This is a genomic window from Citrobacter sp. Cf087 (genome assembly GCF_030334285.1).
Lineage (GTDB): Bacteria > Pseudomonadota > Gammaproteobacteria > Enterobacterales > Enterobacteriaceae > Citrobacter > Citrobacter freundii.
Genome location: NZ_JAOWED010000028.1, coordinates 260,623 through 286,355, shown reverse-complemented (window position 1 = coordinate 286,355; position 25,733 = coordinate 260,623). Strand labels below are relative to the sequence as shown.

General features: G+C 52.0%; 24 protein-coding genes and 1 riboswitch. Of the genes, 13 read left to right on the top strand and 11 right to left on the bottom strand.

Translation table 11 applies throughout. The features are described from left to right. Window positions 1-19 precede the first annotated feature (19 nt). Both OGV57_RS09845 and nudF read right to left on the bottom strand, forming a co-directional pair. A complete protein-coding gene (locus tag OGV57_RS09845; RefSeq protein WP_003024582.1) occupies window positions 20-442 on the bottom strand; it encodes a DUF1249 family protein in 423 nt (140 codons plus the stop codon). Further along, window positions 439-1,071, bottom strand: a complete 633-nt coding sequence (gene nudF, locus OGV57_RS09840; RefSeq protein WP_003024585.1) for an ADP-ribose diphosphatase — start codon at window positions 1,069-1,071, stop codon at window positions 439-441. The genes OGV57_RS09845 and nudF overlap by 4 nt, the downstream gene beginning before the upstream one ends. 205 nt (window positions 1,072-1,276) lie before the next feature. Between nudF and tolC the strand changes: the two genes are divergently transcribed. The 3 genes from tolC (at window position 1,277) to OGV57_RS09825 (ending at window position 4,762) form a co-directional block, all read left to right on the top strand. Beyond that, window positions 1,277-2,761, top strand: coding sequence for an outer membrane channel protein TolC (gene tolC, locus OGV57_RS09835; protein WP_032937374.1), 1,485 nt, complete (start codon window positions 1,277-1,279; stop codon window positions 2,759-2,761). Between the two features lie 157 nt (window positions 2,762-2,918). Further along, window positions 2,919-3,596, top strand: a complete 678-nt coding sequence (locus OGV57_RS09830) for a DUF1190 family protein (protein ID WP_003024591.1) — start codon at window positions 2,919-2,921, stop codon at window positions 3,594-3,596. Between the two features lie 5 nt (window positions 3,597-3,601). Continuing rightward, a complete protein-coding gene (locus OGV57_RS09825) occupies window positions 3,602-4,762 on the top strand; it encodes a glutathionylspermidine synthase family protein (protein ID WP_003024594.1) in 1,161 nt (386 codons plus the stop codon). A gap of 85 nt (window positions 4,763-4,847) precedes the next feature. Here the strand turns inward: OGV57_RS09825 and ygiD are convergent, their stop codons facing one another. Continuing rightward, complete coding sequence (gene ygiD, locus OGV57_RS09820; RefSeq protein ID WP_044700878.1) at window positions 4,848-5,636, bottom strand: 4,5-DOPA-extradiol-dioxygenase; 789 nt, start codon at window positions 5,634-5,636, stop codon at window positions 4,848-4,850. Between the two features lie 147 nt (window positions 5,637-5,783). Between ygiD and zupT the strand changes: the two genes are divergently transcribed. From zupT to dsbI, 4 genes are all read left to right on the top strand, one after another. After that, window positions 5,784-6,557: a zinc transporter ZupT gene (gene zupT, locus OGV57_RS09815; RefSeq protein ID WP_003024600.1), complete on the top strand. Its 774-nt coding sequence runs from the start codon at window positions 5,784-5,786 to the stop codon at window positions 6,555-6,557. A 639-nt stretch (window positions 6,558-7,196) separates the two neighbouring features. Then, complete coding sequence (gene assT / locus OGV57_RS09805; protein WP_054528788.1) at window positions 7,197-8,993, top strand: arylsulfate sulfotransferase AssT; 1,797 nt, start codon at window positions 7,197-7,199, stop codon at window positions 8,991-8,993. Window positions 8,994-9,016: 23 nt separating this feature from the next. Further along, entirely contained in the window at window positions 9,017-9,685 is a 669-nt protein-coding gene (locus OGV57_RS09800; protein WP_054528789.1) for a thiol:disulfide interchange protein DsbA/DsbL, read from the top strand. A gap of 14 nt (window positions 9,686-9,699) precedes the next feature. After that, window positions 9,700-10,371 (top strand): protein-disulfide oxidoreductase DsbI, encoded by a 672-nt coding sequence (gene dsbI, locus OGV57_RS09795; RefSeq protein WP_054528790.1) that lies wholly within the window; start codon window positions 9,700-9,702, stop codon window positions 10,369-10,371. Between the two features lie 82 nt (window positions 10,372-10,453). On the opposite strand, the gene ribB is transcribed toward dsbI, so the two are convergent. Further along, window positions 10,454-11,107 (bottom strand): 3,4-dihydroxy-2-butanone-4-phosphate synthase, encoded by a 654-nt coding sequence (gene ribB, locus OGV57_RS09790; protein ID WP_003838130.1) that lies wholly within the window; start codon window positions 11,105-11,107, stop codon window positions 10,454-10,456. Window positions 11,108-11,213: 106 nt separating this feature from the next. Beyond that, window positions 11,214-11,363: riboswitch (FMN riboswitch) on the bottom strand. 132 nt (window positions 11,364-11,495) lie between these two features. Between ribB and ubiK the strand changes: the two genes are divergently transcribed. Further along, a complete protein-coding gene (ubiK, locus tag OGV57_RS09785; RefSeq protein ID WP_003024618.1) occupies window positions 11,496-11,792 on the top strand; it encodes a ubiquinone biosynthesis accessory factor UbiK in 297 nt (98 codons plus the stop codon). A 32-nt stretch (window positions 11,793-11,824) separates the two neighbouring features. On the opposite strand, the gene glgS is transcribed toward ubiK, so the two are convergent. Further along, complete coding sequence (gene glgS, locus OGV57_RS09780) at window positions 11,825-12,031, bottom strand: cell surface composition regulator GlgS (protein WP_019077704.1); 207 nt, start codon at window positions 12,029-12,031, stop codon at window positions 11,825-11,827. Between the two features lie 260 nt (window positions 12,032-12,291). On the opposite strand from glgS, the gene OGV57_RS09775 reads away from it, so the two are divergent. Both OGV57_RS09775 and OGV57_RS09770 read left to right on the top strand, forming a co-directional pair. Next, the gene (locus OGV57_RS09775; RefSeq protein WP_044713705.1) at window positions 12,292-12,921 is read left to right on the top strand and encodes an OB-fold-containig protein; all 630 of its coding nucleotides are present in this window, start codon (window positions 12,292-12,294) and stop codon (window positions 12,919-12,921) included. Window positions 12,922-12,944: 23 nt separating this feature from the next. Then, a complete protein-coding gene (locus OGV57_RS09770; RefSeq protein ID WP_003838127.1) occupies window positions 12,945-14,612 on the top strand; it encodes a flotillin family protein in 1,668 nt (555 codons plus the stop codon). Between the two features lie 92 nt (window positions 14,613-14,704). On the opposite strand, the gene hldE is transcribed toward OGV57_RS09770, so the two are convergent. The 3 genes from hldE to OGV57_RS09755 all read right to left on the bottom strand — a co-directional run bounded on the left by hldE (window position 14,705) and on the right by OGV57_RS09755 (window position 20,465). Then, the gene (hldE, locus tag OGV57_RS09765; protein WP_054528791.1) at window positions 14,705-16,138 is read right to left on the bottom strand and encodes a bifunctional D-glycero-beta-D-manno-heptose-7-phosphate kinase/D-glycero-beta-D-manno-heptose 1-phosphate adenylyltransferase HldE; all 1,434 of its coding nucleotides are present in this window, start codon (window positions 16,136-16,138) and stop codon (window positions 14,705-14,707) included. Window positions 16,139-16,197: 59 nt separating this feature from the next. Beyond that, window positions 16,198-19,038 carry a bifunctional [glutamate--ammonia ligase]-adenylyl-L-tyrosine phosphorylase/[glutamate--ammonia-ligase] adenylyltransferase gene (gene glnE / locus OGV57_RS09760; RefSeq protein WP_003846303.1) on the bottom strand — a complete coding sequence of 947 codons (2,841 nt, stop codon included), beginning with the start codon at window positions 19,036-19,038 and terminating at the stop codon, window positions 16,198-16,200. A gap of 125 nt (window positions 19,039-19,163) precedes the next feature. Then, complete coding sequence (locus tag OGV57_RS09755) at window positions 19,164-20,465, bottom strand: CYTH domain-containing protein (protein WP_054528792.1); 1,302 nt, start codon at window positions 20,463-20,465, stop codon at window positions 19,164-19,166. Window positions 20,466-20,706: 241 nt separating this feature from the next. On the opposite strand from OGV57_RS09755, the gene OGV57_RS09750 reads away from it, so the two are divergent. Together OGV57_RS09750 and OGV57_RS09745 are read left to right on the top strand one after the other, a co-directional pair. Continuing rightward, on the top strand, window positions 20,707-21,327 hold the full coding sequence (locus OGV57_RS09750) for a TIGR04211 family SH3 domain-containing protein (protein WP_003024650.1): 621 nt from the start codon (window positions 20,707-20,709) through the stop codon (window positions 21,325-21,327). Window positions 21,328-21,388: 61 nt separating this feature from the next. Beyond that, window positions 21,389-22,630: a multifunctional CCA addition/repair protein gene (locus OGV57_RS09745; RefSeq protein WP_016150993.1), complete on the top strand. Its 1,242-nt coding sequence runs from the start codon at window positions 21,389-21,391 to the stop codon at window positions 22,628-22,630. Between the two features lie 47 nt (window positions 22,631-22,677). On the opposite strand, the gene bacA is transcribed toward OGV57_RS09745, so the two are convergent. Beyond that, window positions 22,678-23,496, bottom strand: coding sequence for an undecaprenyl-diphosphate phosphatase (bacA, locus tag OGV57_RS09740; protein ID WP_054528793.1), 819 nt, complete (start codon window positions 23,494-23,496; stop codon window positions 22,678-22,680). 86 nt (window positions 23,497-23,582) lie between these two features. Beyond that, window positions 23,583-23,951, bottom strand: coding sequence for a bifunctional dihydroneopterin aldolase/7,8-dihydroneopterin epimerase (gene folB / locus OGV57_RS09735; protein ID WP_003838117.1), 369 nt, complete (start codon window positions 23,949-23,951; stop codon window positions 23,583-23,585). Window positions 23,952-24,057: 106 nt separating this feature from the next. Here folB and plsY point away from each other — a divergent pair, with 106 nt between their 5' ends. Beyond that, complete coding sequence (plsY, locus tag OGV57_RS09730) at window positions 24,058-24,675, top strand: glycerol-3-phosphate 1-O-acyltransferase PlsY (protein ID WP_003024662.1); 618 nt, start codon at window positions 24,058-24,060, stop codon at window positions 24,673-24,675. Between the two features lie 31 nt (window positions 24,676-24,706). Here plsY and ttdR read toward each other — a convergent pair whose 3' ends face one another. Then, complete coding sequence (ttdR, locus tag OGV57_RS09725) at window positions 24,707-25,648, bottom strand: L-tartrate utilization transcriptional activator TtdR (protein ID WP_032950138.1); 942 nt, start codon at window positions 25,646-25,648, stop codon at window positions 24,707-24,709. Window positions 25,649-25,733 lie beyond the last annotated feature (85 nt).

Genomic DNA, 25,733 nt, shown 5'->3' with positions numbered 1-25,733 from the left:
GTCCTTAGGTTTCACGACGCTAATAAACCGGAATCGCCATCGCTCCATGTGCTAAACAGTACCGTAGCCAGTCGGCCAGAAACTGATTAATTTGATGCTTTTCGTCGCGTTGATGCAACTTTTTATTTGGATAATCATACCGCGCTTTGAAGCGAAAGATCTGCTGACTTGAACACACTTCAGCCACCCTCGCGTCATGATACAGGCGCACGGTCAATGACGGCAGGCTCCAGTATGTGACAGCCGGCGCCGTTTGTTCGATCGCGACAAGCGTAGTGTATCGGGTCGATTCAACGATCGTTAACCGATATTGTGCGTTTGCTACCTGATAGCTCACTGTTTCACCGGCTGCATCATTACGTGGCAGCAGGCGGCGCAATTGCGAATAGTTGGTTTCGCACAGGCGCATCATTTCAGGGAAGTCAGGTGTGTAACGCTTCATTTTTTCCACTCAGTTTTTAACTCTTGATAGTGCAGCTGTAACCATTGCAAGGCGATGACAGAAGCCGCGTTGTCGATTTTCCCCTCTTCTACCCATTGATAAGCCTGCTCCCGGCTCACCACATGAACACGAATATCTTCGTTTTCATCAGCCAGACCATGAATTCCGCTCGCGGTCGTAGCGTCCACTTCGCCAACTAAAATAGACAGGCGCTCACTGGTGCCGCCAGGGCTTGCCAGATAGCTCAGAACGGGTTTCGTACGTTTAACGTCCAATCCGGCTTCTTCCATCGCTTCACGACGGGCCACATCTTCAACGGTTTCGCCCTCTTCGATCATTCCGGCTACCATTTCCAGTAGCCACGGGCTTTCGCTGGTATCAAACGCCGCGATACGTATCTGCTCGACCAGTACAACTTCGTCCCGCTCAGGGTCAAAGGGTAGCAAGACTGCCGCGTGTCCGCGCTCAAAAATTTCGCGCTTTACCTCACCGCTCATACCACCGTTAAACAGGCGATGGCGGAACCGATAAAGATCCAGTGAAAAAAAACCGCGGTATAGCGTTTCTCGTGCAATAATTTCTACATCATTTTTAGTGAAAGTCATTGGCAAGTTGTCTGGTTTACGCATTGTGCTGTCCTGAAACCAATAGTGATTAAAATGTGAATTTCAAGGTCGTTTGACTGATGTTTGAACGCCCTTGTGTTAAATTGATGCAAATTAACGCCGTATGGCACGTAACGCCAACTTTTTGCAGTGGCGGATTCTGCTAGAATCAGCAAATATTTTTACAATTTGATCAGCGCTAAATACTGCTTCACAACAAGGAATGCAAATGAAGAAATTGCTCCCCATCCTTATCGGCCTGAGCCTGTCGGGGTTCAGTACTTTGAGCCAGGCAGAAAACCTGATGCAGGTTTATCAGCAAGCACGCCTGAGCAACCCGGAATTGCGTAAATCCGCCGCCGATCGCGATGCTGCATTCGAAAAAATTAACGAAGCGCGTAGTCCATTACTGCCGCAACTGGGTTTAGGTGCCGATTACACCTACAGCAATGGCTACCGTGATGCAAACGGCGTCAACTCCAACGCCACCAGCGCATCATTACAATTGACTCAGACGCTGTTCGACATGTCTAAATGGCGTGCCCTGACGCTGCAAGAAAAATCAGCGGGCATCCAGGACGTAACGTATCAGACCGATCAGCAAACGCTGATCCTGAATACCGCTACGGCCTATTTTAACGTACTGAACGCGATTGATGTGCTGTCTTACACCCAGGCACAGAAAGATGCGGTTTATCGTCAGTTAGATCAGACCACTCAGCGTTTTAACGTTGGTCTGGTCGCCATCACTGACGTGCAGAACGCCCGTTCACAATACGACACCGTGCTGGCGAACGAAGTGACCGCGCGTAACAATCTGGATAACGCGGTAGAACAGCTGCGTCAGGTGACCGGTAACTATTACCCGGAACTGGCTTCGCTGAACGTTGATGGTTTCAAAACCAACAAACCGCAGGCGGTGAATGCGCTACTGAAAGAAGCGGAAAACCGCAACCTGACTTTGTTGCAGGCGCGTTTAAGCCAGGATCTGGCGCGTGAGCAGATTCGTCAGGCACAGGATGGTCACTTACCAACGCTGGATTTAACCGCCTCTACCGGGGTATCTGACACCTCGTACAGCGGATCTAAAACTCATGGTGGTACTACGGGTAATCAGTATGACGACAGCAACATGGGCCAGAACAAAATCGGTCTGAGCTTCTCGCTGCCGCTGTACCAGGGCGGGATGGTTAACTCGCAGGTGAAACAAGCGCAGTACAACTTTGTTGGCGCGAGTGAACAACTGGAAAGCGCACACCGCAGCGTGGTGCAGACCGTTCGTTCTTCATTCAACAACATTAATGCTTCTATTAGTAGCATTAACGCGTACAAACAAGCGGTTGTCTCTGCTCAAAGCTCATTGGATGCGATGGAAGCCGGTTATTCCGTAGGTACACGTACCATTGTGGATGTGTTGGATGCCACCACCACGCTGTACAACGCCAAACAGCAACTGGCAAATGCGCGTTATACCTATCTTATCAATCAGTTAAACGTCAAATCTGCGCTCGGTACGCTGAACGAGCAGGATTTGGTGGCACTGAACAATACGCTGGGTAAACCGGTATCCACAACGCCGGATACCGTGGCACCGCAAAATCCACAACAAGATGCCGCCGTGAATGACTTTAACGGCACTGGCAATTTGCCTGCGGCTCAACCGACAGCAGCACGTTCAACCAGCAGCAACGGCAACAACCCGTTCCGTAACTGATGCTGATGACGGGGCTTCGGCCCCGTCTGAACGTAAGACAACGTAAAGATCCGCCCCTTCCTGCGCATTCTCGCCTCTTCCCGCTTCAATTTCGACCAGTCATCCTCTATCCTGAGCATTATTTACTGTGTTTACCACTGGGTCCTGGAAGACAAAAATGAAACGGACAAAATCTATACATCACGCCTCGTTCCGCAAAAGCTGGAGCGCGCGCCATCTGACTCCTGTCGCCCTGGCAGTTACCGCAGTGTTTATGCTCGCGGGCTGTGAAAAGAGTGACGAAACGGTTTCGCTTTATCAGAACGCTGACGACTGCTCTGCAGCGAATCCAGGTAAAAGCGCCGAATGTACTACCGCGTTTAACAATGCGCTGAAAGAAGCTGAACGTACCGCACCAAAATACGCCACTCGTGAAGACTGTATCGCTGAATTCGGCGAAGGCCAGTGCCAGCAGGCTCCTGCGCAAGCAGGTATGGCGCCGACCGGTGAAGGTCAGGCTCAGGCGCAGAATCAAAGCAGCGGCAGCTTCTGGATGCCACTGATGGCAGGCTACATGATGGGCCGACTGATGGGTGGCGGAATGGGCGCTCAGCAACCGCTGTTTAGCTCGAAAAACCCGGCCAGCCCGGCTTACGGCAAATACACAGATGCCAGCGGTAAAAACTACGGCGCAGCAACGCCGGGTCGCACCATGACCGTACCGAAAACCGCTATGGCACCGAAACCAGCCACCACCTCTACCGTAACCCGCGGCGGATTTGGTGAGTCTGTGGCCAAACAGAGCACCATGCAGCGTAGCGCAAGCGGCACCACCACACGTTCAATGGGTGGCTGATCGTCATGGAAAGAGTCAGTATTGTTGAGCGCCCGGACTGGCGCGATAAAGCCACCGAATACGGTTTTAATTTTCACACTATGTACGGCGAGCCGTACTGGTGTGAAGACGCGTACTACAAACTCACCCTTGCTCAGGTTGAAAAGCTGGAAGAGGTCACCGCAGAGCTGCATCAAATGTGCCTCAAAGTGGTGGAAAAGGTCATTGCCAGCGATGAGCTGATGACCAAGTTTCGCATTCCGAAGCATACCTGGGGTTTTGTCCGCCAGTCTTGGCTGACACAGCAACCGTCGCTGTATTCACGTCTCGATCTGGCGTGGGATGGAACCGGTGAACCCAAACTGCTGGAAAACAACGCTGATACGCCAACCTCGCTGTACGAAGCCGCGTTTTTCCAGTGGATCTGGCTGGAAGATCAGCTCAATGCGGGCAACCTGCCGGAAGGCAGCGATCAGTTCAACAGTCTGCAGGAAAAGCTGATCGAGCGTTTCACCGAGCTGCGTGAACAGTATGGTTTTCAACTGCTACATCTGACCTGCTGTCGTGATACGGTGGAAGATCGCGGTACGATCCAGTATCTGCAGGATTGCGCGGCCGAAGCAGAGATCGCTACAGAATTCCTCTATGTAGAAGATATTGGTCTTGGTGAAAAAGGCCAATTCACCGATATGCAGGATCAGGTGATCGCTAACCTGTTCAAGCTCTATCCGTGGGAATTCATGCTGCGTGAAATGTTCTCCACCAAGCTGGAAGACGCTGGCGTTCGCTGGCTGGAACCCGCCTGGAAGAGCATTATTTCCAATAAAGCACTGTTACCGCTGTTATGGGAAATGTTCCCGAATCATCCGAACCTGCTGCCAGCGTATTTCGCCGAAGACGACTACCCACAGATGGATAAATTCGTTGTCAAACCGATCTTCTCGCGCGAGGGAGCTAACGTCTCCATCATTGAGAACGGTAAAACGATCGAATCTGTGGAAGGACCGTACGGTGAAGAAGGCATGATCGTGCAGCAGTTCCATCAGCTACCGAAGTTTGGCGACAGCTATATGCTGATTGGCAGTTGGCTGATCAACGATCAACCCGCAGGGATCGGCATTCGTGAAGACCGTGCGTTGATCACGCAGGATCTTTCACGTTTCTATCCGCATATTTTTGTCGAATGATTGAGAGTGCCGGGTGGCGGCTCCGCCTTACCCGGCCTACGGCACGAACTTAATGCCCGATAAGCGTAGCGCCATCGGGCGTTCATCACCCAACCTGCACCGACAACATACTTAAACTTCCCATCTCGATACCATCTACAGGGATCGTAACAGACTCTTTACCATCCCATGCCCCGAGAACATACAGCAGCGGCAGATAGTGATCTGGCGTCGGGTTCGACAACGATCCACCTTCATGATCGAGATAGTTCACCAGCGGGTGCTGCTCAACCGGTCCCTGCCAGGTCAGGTTAGCCTTAACATAATCATTGAATGAGGTTGCCCACGGATATGGCGTGTTCTCACCGTGCCAACGCGCAGTACGTAGGTTATGCACCACGTTACCACTGGCCACCAGCATAATACCCTCATCACGCAGTGCCGCTAGTTTGCGGCCCATCTCAAAATGCCAGGCCGCCGGTTTTGTACTATCGATGCTTAACTGCACCATCGGGATGTCGGCATTCGGATACATCTTGATCAGTACGCCCCAGGAACCGTGGTCAAAACCCCACGCCTCTTTGTCTAACGCGACGGATACAGGAGCAAGTAAATCAACCAGGTGCTGCGCCAGTTCTGGCGAGCCCGGAGCCGGGTAATGGGTGTCATACAGCGCTTGCGGAAAACCGCCGAAATCGTGGATCGTTTTAGGCGCTTCCATCGCTGTCACACCCGTTCCACGGGTGAACCAGTGCGCCGAGACCACCACAATGGCTTTCGGACGCGGCAACGTTTCCCCCAGTTGCTGCCAGGCACGGGTATAAACGTTATCTTCCAGAACATTCATCGGGCTACCGTGGCCCAAAAACAATGCTGGCATACGAGTTGAAGACATGATGATATCCTTACTGAGGGAGTCATTTTGATACCATTACAATACGCTTATTCGGTTGATGAAGAACTCAGATAACCATGATGAAGATCATCAGTTATTTTGACGATCCAGTCCGGAAAGCAGATTGATAAGGAGTTTTATTTGTCGATGTCAGTACCTTTACTTCTGACTTTACTGGCAGGTGCCGCCACGTTTATCGGCGCATTTCTCGGCGTGTTAGGGCAAAAGCCTTCCAACCGCGTTCTCGCCTTTTCTTTAGGCTTCGCTGCCGGGATTATGCTACTGATCTCTCTAATGGAAATGCTACCTGCTGCGCTGGCCGCTGAAGGCATGTCGCCAGTGCTAGGCTACGGAATGTTTATCGTCGGCTTGCTGGGCTACTTTGGCCTGGACCGTCTATTGCCGCACGCGCACCCTCAGGATCTGGTACAAAAAACAACGCAGCCTCTACCCGGATCCATTAAACGCACCGCGATTTTATTAACGCTCGGCATCAGCCTGCACAATTTTCCGGAAGGGATTGCGACGTTTGTTACCGCCAGCAGCAACCTCGAGCTGGGCTTTGGTATTGCGCTTGCCGTCGCATTACACAATATTCCAGAAGGATTAGCCGTTGCAGGTCCGGTCTATGCAGCAACGGGCTCCAAACGTACGGCGATATTCTGGGCCGGGATCTCGGGCATGGCAGAAATACTGGGCGGCGTACTGGCGTGGTTAATTCTGGGGAGTCTCATCTCGCCTGTGGTGATGGCGGCAATAATGGCGGCAGTCGCGGGTATTATGGTGGCGCTGTCAGTCGATGAATTGATGCCACTGGCAAAAGAGATCGACCCAAATAATAATCCCAGCTATGGGGTCCTGTGCGGAATGTCGGTGATGGGGTTAAGTCTCGTCATCCTCCAGTCCATGGGAATCGGATAATCCAGAGGGCGGATGCCACCCTGCTATTTTACAGCATCCGCTCATCCATAGCAGAACGTGAAGGACTATTCCTGTTCCTTAATCACGCTGTTATCTTCACCAGAACGTCGGAAGAGTTTGTTTCGCGCCTCAAGCAATGCGTCTCTGTCTTGTCGGAATGCCCGACAATAACGCTTCATATGGCAATAATAACCCAATGCAACGAGTGCAATTAATACGATCCAATACCAGGCAATAAACATTCTTTTACCCTTAACATTTAACATCATTAAACATTTAACGTTAAAATTTTACATAAACTTATTCTGACATACCCCTATAGTGGCATATTTCAGAAACAAATATATGATTTCGATCATATAAACCAGCAGCTATGCCAATAGCTAAAACAGTTATAAAAAATAAAACTCTGTCGACGAGATCACACTAAGCAATAATAAACATTGTCCTTAAAATACCTCACTCATACTATCCAGAAAACAATAAAAATTAGATTTTGTAGAATAATACACTTCATCAATATTTATATACCCACAATAAAAGTGACATCAGTAGTACCATTTTCATTTTTAGCCATATCGTAAAAACATAATATATTCATTGAGATTATATTTATAGGCAATATAAGGAGATATATCCATGTTTAGACAATATCGAAAAACACTTCTCGCAGGAACTCTGGCACTGACGTTTGGATTAACGGTTGGAAATTCCTTTGCCGCGGGTTTTCAACCCGCCCAACCCGCAGGGAAACTGGGCGCTATAGTCGTTGATCCTTATGGAAACGCCCCGCTTACCGCACTGGTTGAATTAGATAGTCACGTTATTTCAGATGTCAAAGTCACCGTTCATGGTAAAGGTGAAAAAGGGATTCCTGTGACATATGCCGTGGGCAAAGAGTCACTCGCTACCTACGATGGCATACCTATTTTTGGCCTTTATCAAAAGTTTGCCAATAAGGTCACCGTTGAATATAAAGAAAATGGCAAAGCCATGAAGGATGATTATGTGGTGCAAACATCCGCCATCGTTAATCACTACATGGATAACCGTTCTATTTCCGATTTACAGCAAACGAAAGTTATTAAGGTAGCGCCTGGCTTTGAAGACCGTCTCTATCTGGTGAATACCCATACTTTCACCGCTCAGGGGGCAGAATTCCACTGGCATGGTGAAAAAGACAAAAATGCCGGTATCCTGGATGCGGGTCCTGCGGGCGGGGCATTACCCTTTGACATTGCCCCCTTCACCTTTATCGTCGATACGGAAGGTGAATACCGCTGGTGGCTGGATCAAGATACCTTTTACGATGGCCATGACATGGATATCAATAAGCGCGGTTACTTGATGGGTATCCGGGAAACGCCGCGCGGCACCTTCACAGCCGTTCAGGGTCAGCATTGGTACGAATTCGATATGATGGGGCAGATTCTGGCCGATCATAAGCTACCGCGCGGCTTCCTCGACGCGTCGCATGAATCGATCGAAACAATCAACGACACCGTGTTGCTTCGCGTGGGCAAACGCGATTATCGCAAAGAAGATGGCATCCATGTGCAAACCATCCGCGATCAGATAATTGAAGTAGACAAGTCCGGTCGTGTGGTTGATGTGTGGGATCTGACAAAGATACTCGATCCGATGCGTGATGCGCTTCTGGGTGCACTGGACGCAGGCGCGGTATGCGTCAACGTTGACCTCGCTCATGCCGGTCAACAGGCGAAACTGGAGCCAGATACTCCTTACGGTGACGCCCTCGGAGTGGGTGCAGGTCGTAACTGGGCGCACGTTAACTCCATTGCCTATGATGCCAAAGATGACTCCATTATTATCTCTTCCCGCCATCAGGGTGTTGTCAAAATCGGTCGCGATAAACAGGTGAAGTGGATTCTGGCACCGTCTAAAGGCTGGAATAAAGCGCTGGCAAGCAAGCTGTTAGAACCGGTTGATGATAAGGGCAACGCGCTAAAATGTGACGAAAACGGTAAGTGCGAGAATACTGATTTCGATTTTACCTACACCCAACACACCGCATGGCTCTCGAGCAAAGGGACATTAACCATCTTTGACAACGGCGATGGTCGTGGGCTCGAACAACCGGCATTGCCGACGATGAAATATTCTCGTTTCGTCGAATATAAAGTTGACGAGAAAAAAGGAACCGTTCAGCAAATTTGGGAATACGGCAAAGAACGCGGTTACGATTTCTATAGTCCCATCACCTCGGTTATCGAATATCAGAAAGACCGCGACACCATGTTTGGATTTGGTGGTTCTATTAATTTATTTGACGTTGGACAACCAACCATCGGCAAAATCAACGAAATTGACTATAAGACCAAAGAAGTCAAAGTCGAAATTGATGTCCTTTCAGATAAGCCAAACCAAACGCACTACCGCGCATTACTGGTTCACCCACAACAAATGTTTAAATAATATCGTTAGATTAAGGATTAATTATGTCATCTAAATGGATTACTTCATTATTTAAAAGCGTGGTATTAACCGCCGCACTTGCCTCGTCGTTTGCCGCCTCCGCTTTTACAGAAGGCACTGATTATATGGTTTTAGAGAAACCGATTCCTAATGCTGATAAGACGTTAATAAAAGTATTCAGCTACGCCTGTCCGTTCTGTTACAAATATGATAAAGCCGTGACTGGCCCGGTTTCTGAAAAAGTGGCCGATCTCGTCACCTTCACACCATTTCATCTGGAAACCAAAGGGGAATATGGTAAACAGGCCAGTGAAGTTTTTGCAGTAATGATTGCTAAAGATCAGGCAGCAGGGATTTCATTATTTGATGCCAAATCACAGTTCAAAAAAGCGAAATTCGCTTATTACGCTGCTTACCACGACAAGAAAGAGCGCTGGTCAGATGGTAAAGATCCGACCGCATTCATTAAAACAGGCCTGGATGCTGCAGGCATGAGCCAGGCAGATTTTGACGCCGCGCTGCAAGATCCCACCGTTCAGCAAACGCTGGAGAAATGGAAAGCGGCATATGACGTCGCCAAAATTCAGGGGGTTCCGGCTTACGTCGTTAACGGTAAATACCTGATCTACACCAAGAGTATCAAATCCATTGACTCCATGGCTGAGCTTGTCAGAGAGCTGGCGACAAAATAAACAGGGACGAGGCTATGGTTTTCATAAAAGGATTGTGGCGGGACTTACGTACCACGCCGGTTGATACGCTGGTGAGATGGCAGGAACGGCGCTTTCTGTGGCTACTGATGGCCTGCGCGATGGGCGGGTTAATAATATTGGCCCACTCGTTTTTCCAAATCTATCTCTATATGGCCCCCTGCGAGCAGTGTGTCTACATTCGCTTTGCCATGTTTGCGATGGTTTTCGGTGGATTGATCGCGGCAATAAACCCTAAAAATGTTGTTCTGAAGCTTATTGGCTGCATCGCGGCATTTTACGGCAGCATCATGGGCATTAAGTTCTCGCTCAAACTCAATGATATTCATCATGCGGTACATAGCCCAGATTCGCTGTTTGGCGTCCAGGGGTGTTCCACCGATCCGACATTCCCTTTCAATTTGCCGCTGGCAAACTGGGCTCCGGAGTGGTTTAAACCCACTGGAGATTGCGGCTATGATGCTCCCATAGTGCCTGATGGCGTGGCACTCAGCAGTACGCAAAAGTGGTTTATCGATCTATACCAACAGTCTGAAGGCTGGTATCTGCTTCCACCGTGGCAATTTATGAACATGGCGCAGGCATGCCTGCTAGCCTTTGGCTTATGTTTATTGCTGTTGGTGATAATGAGCGGCGCATGGGCATTGAAACTGGCCAGGGCCAAATAATTTGAGCAAAAATAAAAAAACCGAAGCCTGGAAGATGGCTTCGGTTTTTTATGCTTACCACAACTAACGTGGTAATAGTCTATTAGCTGGCTTTGCGCTCGTGCGCCTGACGGTAAGCCACCAGGTCTTCGATAGTCACCACCGCCATATTATGCTTGCCGGCAAATTCGATGCACTCTGGCGCTCGCGCCATGGTGCCATCGTCGTTGGTCAGTTCGCACAGCACGCCTGCCGGTTTAAACCCTGCCAGCGTCATCAGGTCGATGGTCGCTTCAGTATGACCACCGCGGGTCAACACGCCGCCAGCCTGAGCACGCAGCGGGAAAACGTGCCCCGGACGGTTAAGATCGGAAGGTTTGGCGCCATCCTTAATTGCCGCACGCACCGTAGTCACACGGTCCGCAGCGGAAACACCGGTGGTCACGCCCTCTGCTGCTTCAATGGTCACGGTAAAACCGGTGCCGTAAGCGCTGGTATTATTTTCCACCATCATTGGCAGATCGAGCTGTTTGCGTCGGTCTTCAGTGATGCACAGGCATACAATACCGCTACCGTGACGGATGGTCAGCGCCATCTGTTCTACGGTCATGGTCTCTGCCGGGAAAATCATATCGCCTTCGTTTTCGCGATCTTCATCGTCAAGCACCATCACACCGCGTCCTTCACGCAGCGCAGACAGCGCATGTTCAACACGTTCGAAAGCCGTACCAAAAGAGGAAAGTAGCGTCTGATTCATGGTAAAAAAACCTCACTAAAATTATGGTTACCAGAATCAGGGCAGTCTTAGGAGTACCGTCTAAGCGGCAAAAAAATAACGTGAGCGGGTCCATGCCCGACTGGATCGTTACTCTCTCCCATCCGGACTCTAACCGTCGGCCCCGGAATTACACCGGATCTGCTGACCTTTTTGCCGTAACAAAAAGCGCTCGCGGGCTTTCAACATCAGTTGATTTACCGCCGGTGGGGAATTTCGCCCCGCCCTGAGAATAAGCGGGTTAACTATAACGCTATTGATTACCTTCATCAACGCCTTTACTCGTCTTAGCTTCACACAATTCTGGTTTATGCCTGTGCCAGTTCGCACTACAATAGGCAGCAACACGTACCAGTTCAGGGAAACCACAATGATTGACCCGAAAAAAATTGAGCAGATTGCTCGTCAGGTTCACGAGTCGATGCCGAAAGGGATCCGCGAGTTTGGCGAAGACGTCGAGAAGAAAATTCGTCAAACGCTGCAGTCACAGCTGACCCGTCTGGATCTGGTAAGCCGTGAAGAATTCGATGTACAGACTCAGGTTTTATTGCGCACACGTGAAAAGCTGGCGCTGCTTGAGCAACGTCTGACTGAGCTGGAATCGCGTGAAAAAACGGCAGAAGTTAAACCTGCCCCCGCGATCCCGTCAGTCGATCCGCAAGAGTAAAACGACAACGGGCCGCAAGGCCCGTTTTTCTGTTAGTGTTCCAGTTCTAGCTTCCTGGCTTCCGTCGCCTGCTGGCAGTACAGCGCATAGCGTTTGCAAAACCAGCTTCGATGTTCTTCATCCATGTTCCCGGTTATCGCCTGGATATCAACGGGATGGCCCTCAGCCTGCATTCTGGCAAAACTACGGGCCAGGAAATCGAAATTGTTCATTGAATACATATTGCTGTTCATGAGCATACCCTCCAGTTATTGAATATCTGCTAAGGCCATATGCTTTTTCTAATTTCAGTATTTCCCTGGATACGAAGTTATTCTGTACATATTGTGCGCAAAAAAACCGCCTGCTTCACAGTTTCCTACGAAATCTAAGAGGGGGATGAGCCCCTTTTCGGATTAAAGACCAGGGTAACGCATGTTATTGTAACGTCATGTAAAAGTAAGAGGTAAAACCATTACTTTTGACACGGACAGGGAACGCAGTAACAGGAGGAAACAACTTGGCATTATTCACGGATTACAACAGCCCCTACCTGTTTGCTATTTCATTTGTACTGTTGATTGGCCTACTGGAAATCATCTCTCTTATTTTTGGCCATTTTCTTTCAGGTGCGCTTGATGCTCACCTCGAACATTACGATGCCCTGACTTCCGGCAATATCGGCCAGGCGCTTCACTATCTCAATATCGGGCGGATCCCGGCACTGATCGTGCTGTGTTTACTCGCTGGCTTCTTTGGACTCTTCGGCATCCTCCTTCAGCATGGCTGGGTCACGCTGTGGCAAGCACCGCTCAGCAACCTGCTGCTTGCTCCGGTGAGTTTTATTCTTGCCGTCTTCGCCGTGCATTACAGCGGAAAAATCATTGCTCCCTGGCTGCCGCGGGATGAAACCACCGCCCTCGCTGAAGATGAATTTATCGGCAGCATGGCGATTATTACCGGACATTCCGCAAGTGCCGGAACCCCCTGCGAAGGCAAATTTACCGATAAGTTCGGGCAGACTCACTATGTGCTGCTGGAGCCTGAAGCGGGCAAAGAATTCAAAAAAGGAGACAAGGTGCTGATTATCTGCCGACTCTCCGCAACGCGTTACCTGGCCGAGCTAAACCCCTGGCCGACTGTTTTATAATTTTATACAGAGGGATCTTATAGATGGATGATGTTTTTGGCATGTTACCTTCATGGATGTTTACCGCCATTGTGGCGGTGGTCGTCTTAGTAATTATCGGGATTATTTTTGCCCGCCTGTATCGCCGCGCATCTGCTGAACAGGCGTTTGTGCGTACCGGCCTTGGCGGACAAAAAGTGGTGATGAGCGGCGGCGCAATTGTCATGCCTATCTTCCACGAAATTATTCCTATCAACATGAACACCCTCAAACTTGAGGTGAGCCGTTCAACTGTCGACAGTCTCATCACCAAAGACCGTATGCGCGTGGATGTCGTCGTCGCCTTTTTCGTACGTGTAAAACCGTCTGTTGAAGGGATTGCTACCGCCGCACAGACGCTGGGACAGCGGACGCTGTCACCAGAGGATTTACGTGTGCTAATAGAAGATAAGTTTGTTGATGCCCTACGTGCCACTGCGTCGCAGATGACCATGCATGAACTGCAGGATACGCGTGAAAACTTCGTTCAGGGCGTACAAAATACCGTCGCGGAAGACCTGTCCAAAAACGGCCTGGAACTGGAGAGCGTTTCACTCACCAACTTTAACCAGACCGAAAAAGTCCATTTCAACCCGAATAACGCCTTTGATGCCGAGGGTCTGACCAAGCTGACCCAGGAAACAGAACGCCGTCGTCGCGAACGTAACGAAGTCGAGCAGGACGTAGAAGTTGCCGTTCGTGAGAAAAACCGTGATGCGCTGGCACGCAAGCTGGAAATCGAACAGCAGGAAGCCTTCATGACGCTCGAGCAGGAGCAGCAGGTGAAGACCCGCACGGCCGAGCAAAACGCCAAAATTGCCGCCTTCGAAGCCGAACGTCATCGTGAAGCTGAGCAGACGCGCATTCTTGCTGAACGCCAGATTCAGGAAACAGAAATCGAGCGTGAACAGGCGGTGCGTTCCAGAAAAGTCGAGGCCGAGCGTGAAGTTCGCATTAAAGAAATCGAACAACAGCAGGTAACGGAGATCGCCAACCAGACCAAGTCCATCGCTATTGCCGCCAAGTCTGAACAGCAGTCTCAGGCTGAAGCACGCGCTAACGATGCGCTAGCCGAAGCGGTTCGCGCCCAGCAGAACGTAGAAACCACCCGCCAGACCGCAGAAGCGGATCGTGCCAAACAGGTGGCGTTGATTGCCGCAGCGCAGGATGCAGAAACCCAGGCGGTTGAACTGACCGTCCGGGCAAAAGCGGAAAAAGAAGCCGCAGAATTGCAGGCGGCGGCAATTGTGGAACTGGCCGAAGCCACGCGGAAAAAAGGTCTGGCGGAAGCCGAAGCCCAGCGTGCGCTGAACGATGCTATCAACGTGCTTTCCGACGAACAGACCAGTCTGAAATTTAAGCTGGCCCTGCTGCAGTCCCTGCCAGCAGTCATTGAGAAATCCGTTGAGCCAATGAAGTCTATCGATGGGATCAAGATTATCCAGGTTGATGGTCTGAATCGTGGCGGCGCCGTCGGTGAAGTGACCGCAGGTAACGTAACCGGAGGGAATCTGGCTGAGCAGGCATTATCCGCCGCCCTTGCCTATCGTACACAAGCGCCGCTGATTGACTCGCTGTTAAATGAAATTGGTTTGTCCGGCGGTTCGCTGTCGGCACTGGCCGATCCGCTGAAAAACAGTCCACAGCCTGTTGAGAAAACGACTGAAGAATAAGAAACAGAAATGCCGGATGGCAACGCTTACGCGTTTTATCCGGCCTACAACCTCGTAGGCCGGACACCGCCATCCGACAAACATTCCAATTGTTATTTATCGCTGTCTTTCTGGATCTTCTTGATGATATTGGTCGTTGAGCAGCCATCTTCGAAGTTCAGCACCAGCACTTCACCGCCGTTCGCCCATACCTCTTTGCTACCCGCAATATCTTCTGGCTTATAGTCACCGCCTTTGACCAGCAGATCCGGCAGGATACCGGCGATCAGACGCTGCGGTGTATCTTCTTCAAAAGAGACCACCCAGTCGACGGATTCCAGCGCGCCCAGCACGATCATGCGCTGTTCCAGCGGGTTGACCGGACGCGTTTCTCCTTTCAGACGTTTGGTCGACGCATCGCTGTTTACCGCCACGATCAGGCGATCGCCCAGCTTGCGCGCATTTGCCAGATAGGAAACGTGGCCCGCATGCAGGATGTCGAACACGCCGTTAGTCATCACCACTTTCTCACCGCGCTTGCGGGCGCTGGCAACGGCCTGTTTCAGCTCAGATTCGCTCATCACGCCAAAACCAGTATCAGCCCGACCACGCACCGCGTTTTCCAGTTCAATCGGAGAAACGGTGGAGGTTCCCAGTTTACCGACCACAACACCGGCTGCAGCGTTGGCAAAATAGCACGCCTCTTCCAGTGTGTTACCCGCCGCCAGCGTCGCCGCCAGCACGCCGATTACCGTATCGCCCGCACCGGTCACGTCATACACTTCCTGCGCCTGCGTCGGCATATGCAGTGGCGATTTGCCCGGTTGCAGCAACGTCATCCCCTGTTCTGAACGGGTAATCAGCAGTGCGGAAAGGTCGAAATCAGCAATCACTTTCATGCCGCGCTCAACCAGTTCATCTTCGCTTTTGCATTTACCCACTACCGCTTCAAACTCAGACAAGTTCGGCGTTAGCAGCGTTGCGCCGCGGTAACGTTCAAAATCGGTCCCTTTCGGATCGATAAGTACCGGCACGCCAGCCTTACGCGCCAACGCAATCATCTGCTGCACGCTTGCCAGCGCGCCTTTGGCGTAGTCGGAAAGCACCAGAGCGCCAATAGAACCCAGCGCCTGATTAATACGCTCGTGCAGCGGCTGCGGATCCACGCCTTCAAAACCTTCTTCAAAATCCAGACGAATCAACTGCTGGTTGCGGGAAAGCACGCGCAGTTTGGTGATTGTCGGATGCGTCGGCACGGAAACGAAGTCGCATTTTACGTTCACATCCGCCAGCGTTTTGCTCAGCGCACGCGCCGCGTCGTCGATACCGGTCAAACCCACCAGACGGGAATTTGCGCCCAGAGAGGCAATGTTCATCGCCACGTTTGCTGCGCCACCGGGACGTTCTTCGATGGTATCGACCTTCACCACCGGAACCGGCGCTTCAGGTGAAATACGGCTGGTAGGGCCGTACCAGTAGCGATCCAGCATCACATCACCGACAACCATGACTCCTGCACGTTCAAACTCTGGCAGCGTTACTTTCATTCCTGTCTCCTGAGAGATTCTCTGAGGGTCTTAAAATTTGCGCGCGATAATAGCACACTTCACTCGGCAACCAGCCACTTCTGCCAGCTGTCACGCACCAGTGTACGTTCAGCGTCAAAGTGCTCCAGCGCCACATGGCCCGGAAGTTCCTGCAACGCAAGATGGTGAAGTTCATCACGCAACGTCGTATAAGCACGGGTAAGCGCCAGCGCTTCCTGCTCGTCCATAATGTCGTTTTGCGCCAGTAATTCCAGAATGCGCACATTATCCGACCAGCGCGTCAGCTTCGGTTTTTCATGCGCATAGCGCAACACCAGATACTGCGTAATAAACTCAATGTCTGTGATGCCACCTTCATCCGCTTTAATATCAAAACGATCCCGATGCTTATTGCCCAAATGGGCGCGCATTTTCTCACGCATTTCACGCACGTCGGTCTGCAAGGTTTTCCCATCACGGACGAGGGTCATGATATCGCGACGAATCGCATCAAACTGAGAGGTCAACTGCGGGTCGCCATATACCACACGAGCACGCACCAGTGCCTGATGCTCCCATGTCCAGGCTTCGTTGCGCTGGTAATCGTCGAAAGCGTCGGTTGATGTCACCAGCATTCCCGCCGCGCCGGATGGACGCAGCCGCGCATCCACTTCGTACAAAATACCGGACGAGGTACGGGTGCTGAAAAGGTGCATAATGCGCTGCGACAGACGCAGATAGAACTGTCGCCCATCAATCTCACGTTCACCGTCCGTCATCACGTCCATCGGGCAATCATGCAGGAAGATCAAATCAAGATCCGAACTGTAACCCAGTTCCCAGCCGCCCAGTTTGCCATAGCCGACGACGGCAAAACCGCGCCCCTCACGTTCGCCAAGATGGGTAGGTTGCCCGTAGCGAGCAACCATCTGCGTCCACGCCTGCTGGACTACCGCATCAATAATCGCTTCCGCCAGCCAGGTTAAATGGTCGCTCACCTTCATCACCGGCAGCGTACCGGCGATATCAGCCGCGGCAATACGCAGTAGCTGCGTTTGTTTAAACTGGCGCAGTGCCTCCAGTTGCTGCTCTTCGTCATCTTCCGGCACGCGCAGCAAATACTGGCGCAGCTCATCACGGTAGGCGTCCGTCGCGGTAGGTTGATACAGGGTATTCGGATCCAACAGTTCATCGAGCAACAACGGATACCGCGCCAGCTGGCTGGCGACCATCGGCGAGGCCGCACAGAGCGAAATCAAATGCTTCAGCGCCCCGGGGAATTCGCTCAGCAGTTCCAGATAGGTCGTGCGAGTCACAATACCCACCAGCAGCGGTGTAATGCGTGACAGCGGGACTGAGGCATCGTCACGCGTACAGACATCGCTCAACAGATGCGGCATTAAATGATCCAGCACCTGGCGTCCACGCGGGCCAATAGTGCGTTTATCCAGCTCTTTGCGGAAATCAGCAATCAGAGACAGCACGCGCCGCCGATCGTCATCCGCCAGATGCGTCAGCACTGGCGTGGTGTCATCTTCCTGTAAGGCGTCCTGCCACAATTCGCGCCACTGTTCTGAGAGCGACTCTTCCTGGGTTTCAGCTTCGTCATCGCCAATCAGCTCGTTGAAGACCCGGCGCACATTGTCCATATGATTGGTCAGCACATCGGTTAACTGCTGCCAGTCATCAACGTTCATCCCCCACGCCAGCCGCGCGCGATTCAGTTCATCACCCGGCAGCGTCTGGGTCTGCTCATCATTGATACTTTGCAGCAGGTTTTCCAGGCGGCGTAAATAGAGATAGGCTGCGCGCAGTTGTTCCGCGTCGGTATCAGAAAGCAAGTGCAGCGCATTGATGGCGCTAAGCGTCGGTAACAGCGAGCGGGATTGCAGCGATGGCTCGCGCCCACCGCGAATCAGCTGGAATACCTGCACGATAAATTCGATTTCACGAATGCCGCCCGCCCCCAGCTTGATGTTGTCTTTCAGGCCACGACGGCGTACTTCACGCGCAATCATCCCTTTCATGTTACGCAGCGACTGGATCACGCTGAAATCAATATAGCGACGGAAGACAAAAGGCCTCAGCATGGCACGAAGCTCGCTGACGTATGTACCGTCGGCATCGCCCATAATGCGGGCTTTAACCATCGCATAGCGTTCCCAGTCGCGCCCTTGTTCCTGGTAATAATCCTCCAGCGCGGAGAAGCTCAGCACCAGCGGGCCGCTGTCGCCAAACGGGCGTAAACGCATATCCACCCGATAGACAAACCCATCCATTGTGGGCTGATCCAGCACTTTGATAAGCCGCTGGCCCATACGGGTAAAGAACTGCGCGTTATCCAGCTCGCGACGCCCACCCTGTGTGCTGCCGTGTTCCGGCCAGGCAAAAATCAGGTCGATATCGGAGGAAAAATTCAGCTCGCCGCCGCCCAGTTTCCCCATGCCTAAAATCAGCAGCGGCTGCGCCACACCTTCAGGATTACACGGCGTTCCCCATTCGCGACAGCAGGCTGCGTACAACCAGTCGCGCGCGGCGACGATCAACGTTTCAGCCAGATGACTTAGCTGCTGCAAAATACTCTCTTCGGTCACCAGCGACAGCGTCTGTGCCCAGGCGATACGCACCATAATGCGACGGCGAAACAGGCGTAACTCACGCATCAGTGTGTTTTCGTCACTAACGTCAGCCAATGCTTGCTGTAACCAGTTGGCATAGTGTTGCCATTCATCCGCCAGGGGTGGAGTGCTTTCCAGCTCAGCCAGCCATTCGGGATGGGCAATAATGCTGTCACGGACAAAATCACTGAATGTAAGTACTGACTTCGCCTGAACGCTAAGCGAGGACTCAGATATTGCTGCTGGCAGCCGCTCAACAACGGTCGGCCAGTACTGCTGTAACGGTGAAGAGAGCTGCTTCATTTACGGGTTATCCTTTGAATGGTGCCGGATGCGTCTTTTCGCCTTATCCGACCTACATGACAGTTACACACATCGCGTAGGCCTGATAAGCGCAGCGCCATCAGGCATCCCGGCCTCGGCCCTGATTATCGTTTTCCGCTGTGCAGCCAGAACGGTTCCAGCGCGATCGCCTCGTTGCGGAAGTGTTCAATTTCAATATATTGGTTGGCCGCAATGGCGCGACGTAAGCCCTGCCAAGTAGCGATCCATTCTGATGCGACATTTTCGTCGTAGTATCCCGCCAGCATCAGCATGCTATCAATGTTGCGCGTCAAACGTGGAAGCTGATCGGCGTACTGATCGCCCAACGGCTGCGCAAAAGCGGTTTTCAGCTCAGCGGCATGACGTGAAAGATGGGTATCAGAGAAGCGCTTAAAGGAGTCGGCAATTTTGCCCTGCGCCTTCGCATCCAGGAACGGCTGCCATCCTTTGGTCACCAGCCATTCGGTCAGCGCCAGCTTGGCCATTGCCGTTTGCGTACTGTAAACCGCCGAAATAGCAGAAACGTCCGACGCAATGATCGCTTCCGATTGGGTCAGCAAATCACGTAAGTGAGCGCTCGCTTTTCGTGGCACATTACCGCCAAACAACATCAGAATGTGACGCACCAGACCCATTGCCGCCAGCACCTCGGCTTTCGCCCCTTTCACGCCGCGTACCCACAGCTCTTCGTGGTACTGCCACTGTGATAATGCCAGCTCCAGCGCCGCTTCCAGCCCCTGCTCAATGCTCGCCTTCGCCGGAACCTTCAAAATCCGCGTCGGTTTGAGTTCGCGCAGCGCATTCCCCTGGGCCAAATGATAACCGCGCGCTGCTTTGCTCAAACTGCCCTGGCGTAAACCGGTTTGCGAAACCAGCTGGTTTGCCAGCTTCAGTACCGCACGGGTATCGCCGCTTAGCAGTTCAAGTTCAAGCTCACAGATAGGTTCTGCAAACTCGCCCGCTTTCACTTCCCCCACATCGAGGGCCATTTCAATCCGGCTGCCATCAACATCAACCAACCATTTCTCACGGTAAAAATCGGTGCTGAACAACGGCTGCACTTGAGAAACAAGTTCAGCGGGCAGTTTGCCATCAGGCCAGACTTCGGTTGGGAACAAGGTGAGATCCAGCTCAGGCGCGTTTAGCGCAACGTTAAATTCCGGTCGCTGATGCAGGCCGCCCGTCACGCGTCCGGCAATTTTCATGGTCATTTCGTAATGACCGTTTTCACCGCGAATACGCAGCCCCATATCGTGACCACGCAACCACGCATCCGGCGTTTCGTAGTAAATATTCAGCAACTGGCTGGGCGCATGATGCTCTCCCCCCAGCGTATTCAGACGTTCACGTAGCGCATCGACAGCGTCACTATTAACGATAAATTTTAATTCGATTTCCTGGGCCATGGTCTTGTACTTATGGGTTATGTCACAGTTGAGAAAACTGACTGCGAACTAAGTTCGTTCTTTATGGTCAGTAGATAGTATTTTGCGCCAAATTGCCATGCAACGAGCAATTTGACGGGCGTAAAAGTTTCGAGTGGTGGCAAAAAGGACACAGATGATTCCGATTGATGTCGAATGCTTTGCGTAGAGACACTGATGCCACTACTATCGTTCCACTTTCTATGACAATAACGACAGCCTGATGCCAAAATTACGCCTGATTGGATTAACTTTACTCGCACTTAGCGCCACTGCAGTCTCTCATGCCGAAGAAAAGCGCTATGTCTCTGACGAACTGAACACCTGGGTCCGCAGCGGTCCGGGAGATAATTATCGCCTCGTGGGTACGGTTAACGCCGGCGAGGAAGTCACGCTATTACAGACTGATGCCAACACCAACTACGCCCAGGTGAAAGACAGCACCGGACGTACCGCCTGGATCCCACTGAAAGAGCTGAACAGTACGCCGAGCCTGCGTACCCGCGTTCCCGACCTGGAAAACCAGGTTAAGATCTTGACCGATAAGCTCAATAATATCGATACCACATGGAATCAGCGTACCGCCGACATGCAGCAAAAGGTAGCGCAGAGCGACAGCGTGATTGACGGGCTGAAACAAGAAAACCAGAAGCTGAAGAACGAACTTATCGTGGCGCAAAAGAAGGTGAGCGCAGCCAACCTTCAGCTTGATGACAAGCAGCGTACTATCATCATGCAATGGTTTATGTATGGCGGCGGCGTGCTGGGTCTTGGTCTGCTGCTCGGTCTGGTTCTGCCACACATGATCCCAAGCCGTAAACGCAAAGATCGCTGGATGAACTGAATCGCCTTCTCCGCCACACTGACATATGATTAAGGGATGTTTTTTTCAAAAGGAAAGTGGCGTGAAGATTTATCTGGTCGGTGGTGCTGTTCGGGATGCGTTATTAGGGCTACCGATTAAAGATAAAGATTGGGTCGTTGTCGGCGCCACGCCGCAAGGAATGCTCGACGCGGGTTACCAACAGGTAGGCCGCGATTTTCCCGTGTTTCTGCATCCGCAAACCCGGGAAGAGTATGCGTTGGCGCGTACTGAACGCAAATCAGGTTCGGGATATACCGGATTCACCTGCTACGCCGCGCCAGATGTGACGCTGGAGGCCGATCTTCAGCGGCGCGACCTGACCATCAACGCAATGGCCCGCGATGACAACGGGGAGATTATCGACCCGTATAACGGACGCGATGATCTGGAAAACCGCCTGCTGCGTCATGTTTCCCCGGCTTTTAGCGAAGATCCACTGCGCGTGCTGCGCGTAGCGCGCTTTGCTGCCCGCTATGCGCACCTTGGCTTTCGTATTGCCGACGAAACCATGACGCTGATGCGCGATATGAACGCCGCTGGCGAGCTGGAACACTTGACGCCAGAGCGCGTGTGGAAAGAAACGGAAAGCGCCTTAACCACCCGCAACCCACAGGTATTTTTTCAGGTCCTGCGCGACTGCGGCGCACTGCACGTTCTGTTTCCTGAAGTGGATGCTCTGTTCGGCGTTCCCGCGCCCGCGCAGTGGCACCCGGAAATTGATACCGGTATTCACACGCTGATGACGCTGTCGATGGCAGCCATGTTAAGCCCGGAGGTCGACGTGCGTTTTGCCACGCTGTGCCACGATCTTGGCAAAGCATTAACGCCTAAAGCGCTATGGCCGCGCCATCATGGCCACGGTCCGGCGGGTGTTAAGCTGGTCGAGCAACTGTGTCAGCGCCTGCGCGTGCCGAATGACATCCGTGATTTAGCCAAACTGGTGGCCGAGTTCCACGACCTGATTCATACCTTCCCGATCCTGCAACCGAAAACCATCGTTAAGCTGTTTGATTCCATCGATGCATGGCGCAAACCGCAGCGCGTGGAGCAAATCGCCCTCACCAGCGAGGCCGACGTGCGTGGGCGAACCGGTTTTGAAGCGGCGGATTACCCGCAAGGCAGGCTGTTGCGTGAAGCCTGGCTGGTTGCACAGGCGGTTCCCACGAAAGATGTCGTGGAAGCGGGATTCAAAGGTCAGGCAATTCGTGAAGAACTGACCCGGCGTCGCATTGCGGCGGTGGCCAACTGGAAGGAGAAGCGGTGTCCTAAACCTGCCCATTAAACTGACGTTGCCGGATAAGCGCAGCGCCATCCGGCATTTAGTGGCGATCAGAAAAAAACCACATAGACGGCAGCCGCCACAACAAAGCGGTAAATCGCAAACGGAATGAACGAGATACGCTTAATCAGCTGCAGGAAGGTTTTGATCGCGACCAGCGCCACGATAAACGCCGTCACAAAACCGACTGCAAACATTGGGATATCTGATGCGCTAAGGAACGACCAGCTCTTGTAGAGATCCAGCGCCGTCGCGCCCATCATCATCGGCACCGCCAGCAGGAATGAAAATTCAGAAGCCGCATAACGGCTCACGCCCATCAGCATACCGCCAGAAATCGTCGCCCCTGAGCGAGAAAAACCCGGCCACAGCGCGAGACACTGAAAACAGCCAATCATAAACGCCTGGCGATAGGTCATATCATCCAGACCCGGCGCGCGCGGCTCTTTCGGCTTCAGGCATTCTGAGGCAATCAGCAGTACACCACCCACCACCAGCGCATACATCACGTTGATCGGGTTAAACAGCGACTTGATGGTGTCGTGGAACACCAGTCCCAGTACAACCGCCGGAATCATCCCCAACAGGATATGCCCCAGCGTCAGCCGACCTTTGCCAGTACCTTCATGCGGAGCCTTGCCGAAGTGAATGCCTATCAGGCCAAACAAACGTCGCCAGAACATCACCACTACTGCCAGAATAGACCCCAACTGGATCACCACCTCGAATGTTTTTGCGGTATCACCCTCAAAACCCAACAGGTGGCCAACAATAATCATATGGCCGGTGCTGGAAACGGGTAAAAATTCCGTCAATCCTTCGACCACACCCAAAATTGCCGCCACCAGCAGCGAGTGCATATCACTCATTAATAAACCCCTAGATAGAGAAAACACGGCAAAAAAGAGCCGACGAAAGGACTCTTTTATACCCGTTTGATTTAGAAATTATTAAATTAATTATTTTCTTTCAGATTATTGCCACGCTCAATGACGACCCCGACGTTTGCCGCACGGGCTACCGCGCCAGGTTTGCTGAGTTTGATCCGCACCCACGGTGAATTAAAGCGGTTAAGTAGCAAATCCGCCACCTCTTCCGCCACACGTTCTACCAGCGCAAAACGCCCACCTTCCACATGATTAACAACCGTTTGAGCAATATCAGCATAGCTCAGGCAATCAGCCACATCATCGCTTTTAGCTGATTTGCGGTTATCCCATGCCATTTCGATATCGAACACCAACCGTTGTTCGATCGTTTGTTCCCAGTCGTAAACACCAATAGTGGTGATTACAGAAAGTTGCTCTATAAATACAATATCCATCACGACCTGCCTGCTTTTTGGCTAACCCGGATACCACTTCCGGCGAAATATGCGTATTATCCACAGAAGTAGCGTTTTACACGACATTTTCAAAACGGAACAGCTTATGAGTGCAATCGCGCCTGGAATGATTATCTTCGCGTACCTCTGTGGCTCAATTTCCAGTGCTATTCTGGTATGCCGCCTTGCTGGATTGCCGGACCCGCGCGACAGCGGCTCTGGGAATCCGGGCGCGACAAACGTGCTGCGCATCGGTGGCAAGGGAGCCGCCGTCGCGGTACTGATTTTCGACGTCCTGAAAGGTATGTTACCCGTCTGGGGTGCCTATGCGCTAGGCGTCAGCCCCTTCTGGCTGGGATTGATCGCGATCGCCGCCTGTCTGGGACACATCTGGCCGGTATTTTTCGGCTTTAAAGGTGGAAAAGGCGTTGCCACCGCCTTTGGCGCAATTGCGCCGATTGGCTGGGACTTAACCGGCGTGATGGCCGGAACCTGGCTACTAACCGTCCTGTTAAGCGGCTATTCGTCGTTAGGCGCTATCGTCAGTGCGCTGATCGCCCCTTTTTACGTCTGGTGGTTCAATCCCCAGTTCACTTTTCCGGTGTCCATGTTGTCGTGCTTAATTCTGCTTCGTCACCATGACAACATTCAGCGTCTGTGGCGTCGTCAGGAGCCGAAGATCTGGACCAAGCTAAAGAAAAAACGCGAAAAAGACCCCGAGTGATTTTATTGTCGGATAGCGACGCGTCGGCGTCTTATCCGGCCTCGGGGATGTGATACCCCTCCACCGGTTTGCCTAATCGGTTCTGACACCACGTCGCCAGAAACTCCACGCACACGCGAAGCTTCACGCTGCGATACAGCGGCTCCTGATAAACCGCCCAGATATTAGCGCTCTGCGCATAGTCCGACAGCACACGCACCAGCTCACCGCTGGCCAGAAACGGTTGTACGTCCCATTCAGAACGCAGCATGATCCCTTTTCCCTGTAGTGCCCACTGCAGCACAATCTCACCGCTGTTAGAAGAAAGATGTCCCGCTACCTTAACCGACTTTTTCTCCTGACCGTTATCCAGTTCCCACACCCCGTGAGTCATATCCCGTTCTTTGGTGACCAGACAATCATGCCGAATTAATTCCTGTAACGTCGTCGGCTCACCGTATTTTTGTAAATACGTCGGTGCTGCGCATAATATCCTTTTATTTTTCGTTAACAAATGCGCAATATAATAATCAGGAATTTCATCATTGATACGAATATCCAAATCGATATTATCCTGCGCCAAATCAATTTGCCGATCGTAAAGTTCAAAATGTACCTGTAATTCAGGATAGCTGTGCATCAATTCTGTAATTGCCGGTGCAATATAACTGCGCCCAAAACCAAAGCTACAGCCGATACGAATCATCCCTGCCGGACGCGTTTTGAGTTGCGTAACGTCATCGACCAAATGTTGATAACCTGCGAGGATCGCTTGCGCGTGTTCATAGCAACGTTGGCCACTCTCCGTTAGCGCCACGCCGCGCGCCGAGCGGCTTAGCAACGTAGCCCCTAGCGTGGACTCGAGGATCTGAATGCGCTTCGTCACAAACGCTGGCGTCTGGCCCAGCGTCGCAGCGGCGGCGCTAAAGCTGCCGCTATGAACAATTTCAACCAGCACCTGTAGGTCTTTCGCCAGGGGATACGTATTCAGCATGATCGGTAATCCGTAATGTGATTAACCGCAGTGTAATTCTCCCATACGTATTAAACCCTGCCCTGGCGCAATTTTTATTGCCTTA

Excerpts from the sequence above, each read along its gene's own strand:
- OGV57_RS09845 (WP_003024582.1), bottom strand. The coding sequence starts at position 442 with ATGAAGCGTTACACACCTGACTTCCCTGAAATGATGCGCCTGTGCGAA.
- nudF (WP_003024585.1), bottom strand. The coding sequence starts at position 1,071 with ATGCGTAAACCAGACAACTTGCCAATGACTTTCACTAAAAATGATGTA.
- tolC (WP_032937374.1), top strand. The coding sequence starts at position 1,277 with ATGAAGAAATTGCTCCCCATCCTTATCGGCCTGAGCCTGTCGGGGTTC.
- OGV57_RS09830 (WP_003024591.1), top strand. The coding sequence starts at position 2,919 with ATGAAACGGACAAAATCTATACATCACGCCTCGTTCCGCAAAAGCTGG.
- OGV57_RS09825 (WP_003024594.1), top strand. The coding sequence starts at position 3,602 with ATGGAAAGAGTCAGTATTGTTGAGCGCCCGGACTGGCGCGATAAAGCC.
- ygiD (WP_044700878.1), bottom strand. The coding sequence starts at position 5,636 with ATGTCTTCAACTCGTATGCCAGCATTGTTTTTGGGCCACGGTAGCCCG.
- zupT (WP_003024600.1), top strand. The coding sequence starts at position 5,784 with ATGTCAGTACCTTTACTTCTGACTTTACTGGCAGGTGCCGCCACGTTT.
- assT (WP_054528788.1), top strand. The coding sequence starts at position 7,197 with ATGTTTAGACAATATCGAAAAACACTTCTCGCAGGAACTCTGGCACTG.
- OGV57_RS09800 (WP_054528789.1), top strand. The coding sequence starts at position 9,017 with ATGTCATCTAAATGGATTACTTCATTATTTAAAAGCGTGGTATTAACC.
- dsbI (WP_054528790.1), top strand. The coding sequence starts at position 9,700 with ATGGTTTTCATAAAAGGATTGTGGCGGGACTTACGTACCACGCCGGTT.
- ribB (WP_003838130.1), bottom strand. The coding sequence starts at position 11,107 with ATGAATCAGACGCTACTTTCCTCTTTTGGTACGGCTTTCGAACGTGTT.
- ubiK (WP_003024618.1), top strand. The coding sequence starts at position 11,496 with ATGATTGACCCGAAAAAAATTGAGCAGATTGCTCGTCAGGTTCACGAG.
- glgS (WP_019077704.1), bottom strand. The coding sequence starts at position 12,031 with ATGCTCATGAACAGCAATATGTATTCAATGAACAATTTCGATTTCCTG.
- OGV57_RS09770 (WP_003838127.1), top strand. The coding sequence starts at position 12,945 with ATGGATGATGTTTTTGGCATGTTACCTTCATGGATGTTTACCGCCATT.
- hldE (WP_054528791.1), bottom strand. The coding sequence starts at position 16,138 with ATGAAAGTAACGCTGCCAGAGTTTGAACGTGCAGGAGTCATGGTTGTC.
- glnE (WP_003846303.1), bottom strand. The coding sequence starts at position 19,038 with ATGAAGCAGCTCTCTTCACCGTTACAGCAGTACTGGCCGACCGTTGTT.
- OGV57_RS09755 (WP_054528792.1), bottom strand. The coding sequence starts at position 20,465 with ATGGCCCAGGAAATCGAATTAAAATTTATCGTTAATAGTGACGCTGTC.
- OGV57_RS09750 (WP_003024650.1), top strand. The coding sequence starts at position 20,707 with ATGCCAAAATTACGCCTGATTGGATTAACTTTACTCGCACTTAGCGCC.
- bacA (WP_054528793.1), bottom strand. The coding sequence starts at position 23,496 with ATGAGTGATATGCACTCGCTGCTGGTGGCGGCAATTTTGGGTGTGGTC.
- folB (WP_003838117.1), bottom strand. The coding sequence starts at position 23,951 with ATGGATATTGTATTTATAGAGCAACTTTCTGTAATCACCACTATTGGT.
- plsY (WP_003024662.1), top strand. The coding sequence starts at position 24,058 with ATGAGTGCAATCGCGCCTGGAATGATTATCTTCGCGTACCTCTGTGGC.
- ttdR (WP_032950138.1), bottom strand. The coding sequence starts at position 25,648 with ATGCTGAATACGTATCCCCTGGCGAAAGACCTACAGGTGCTGGTTGAA.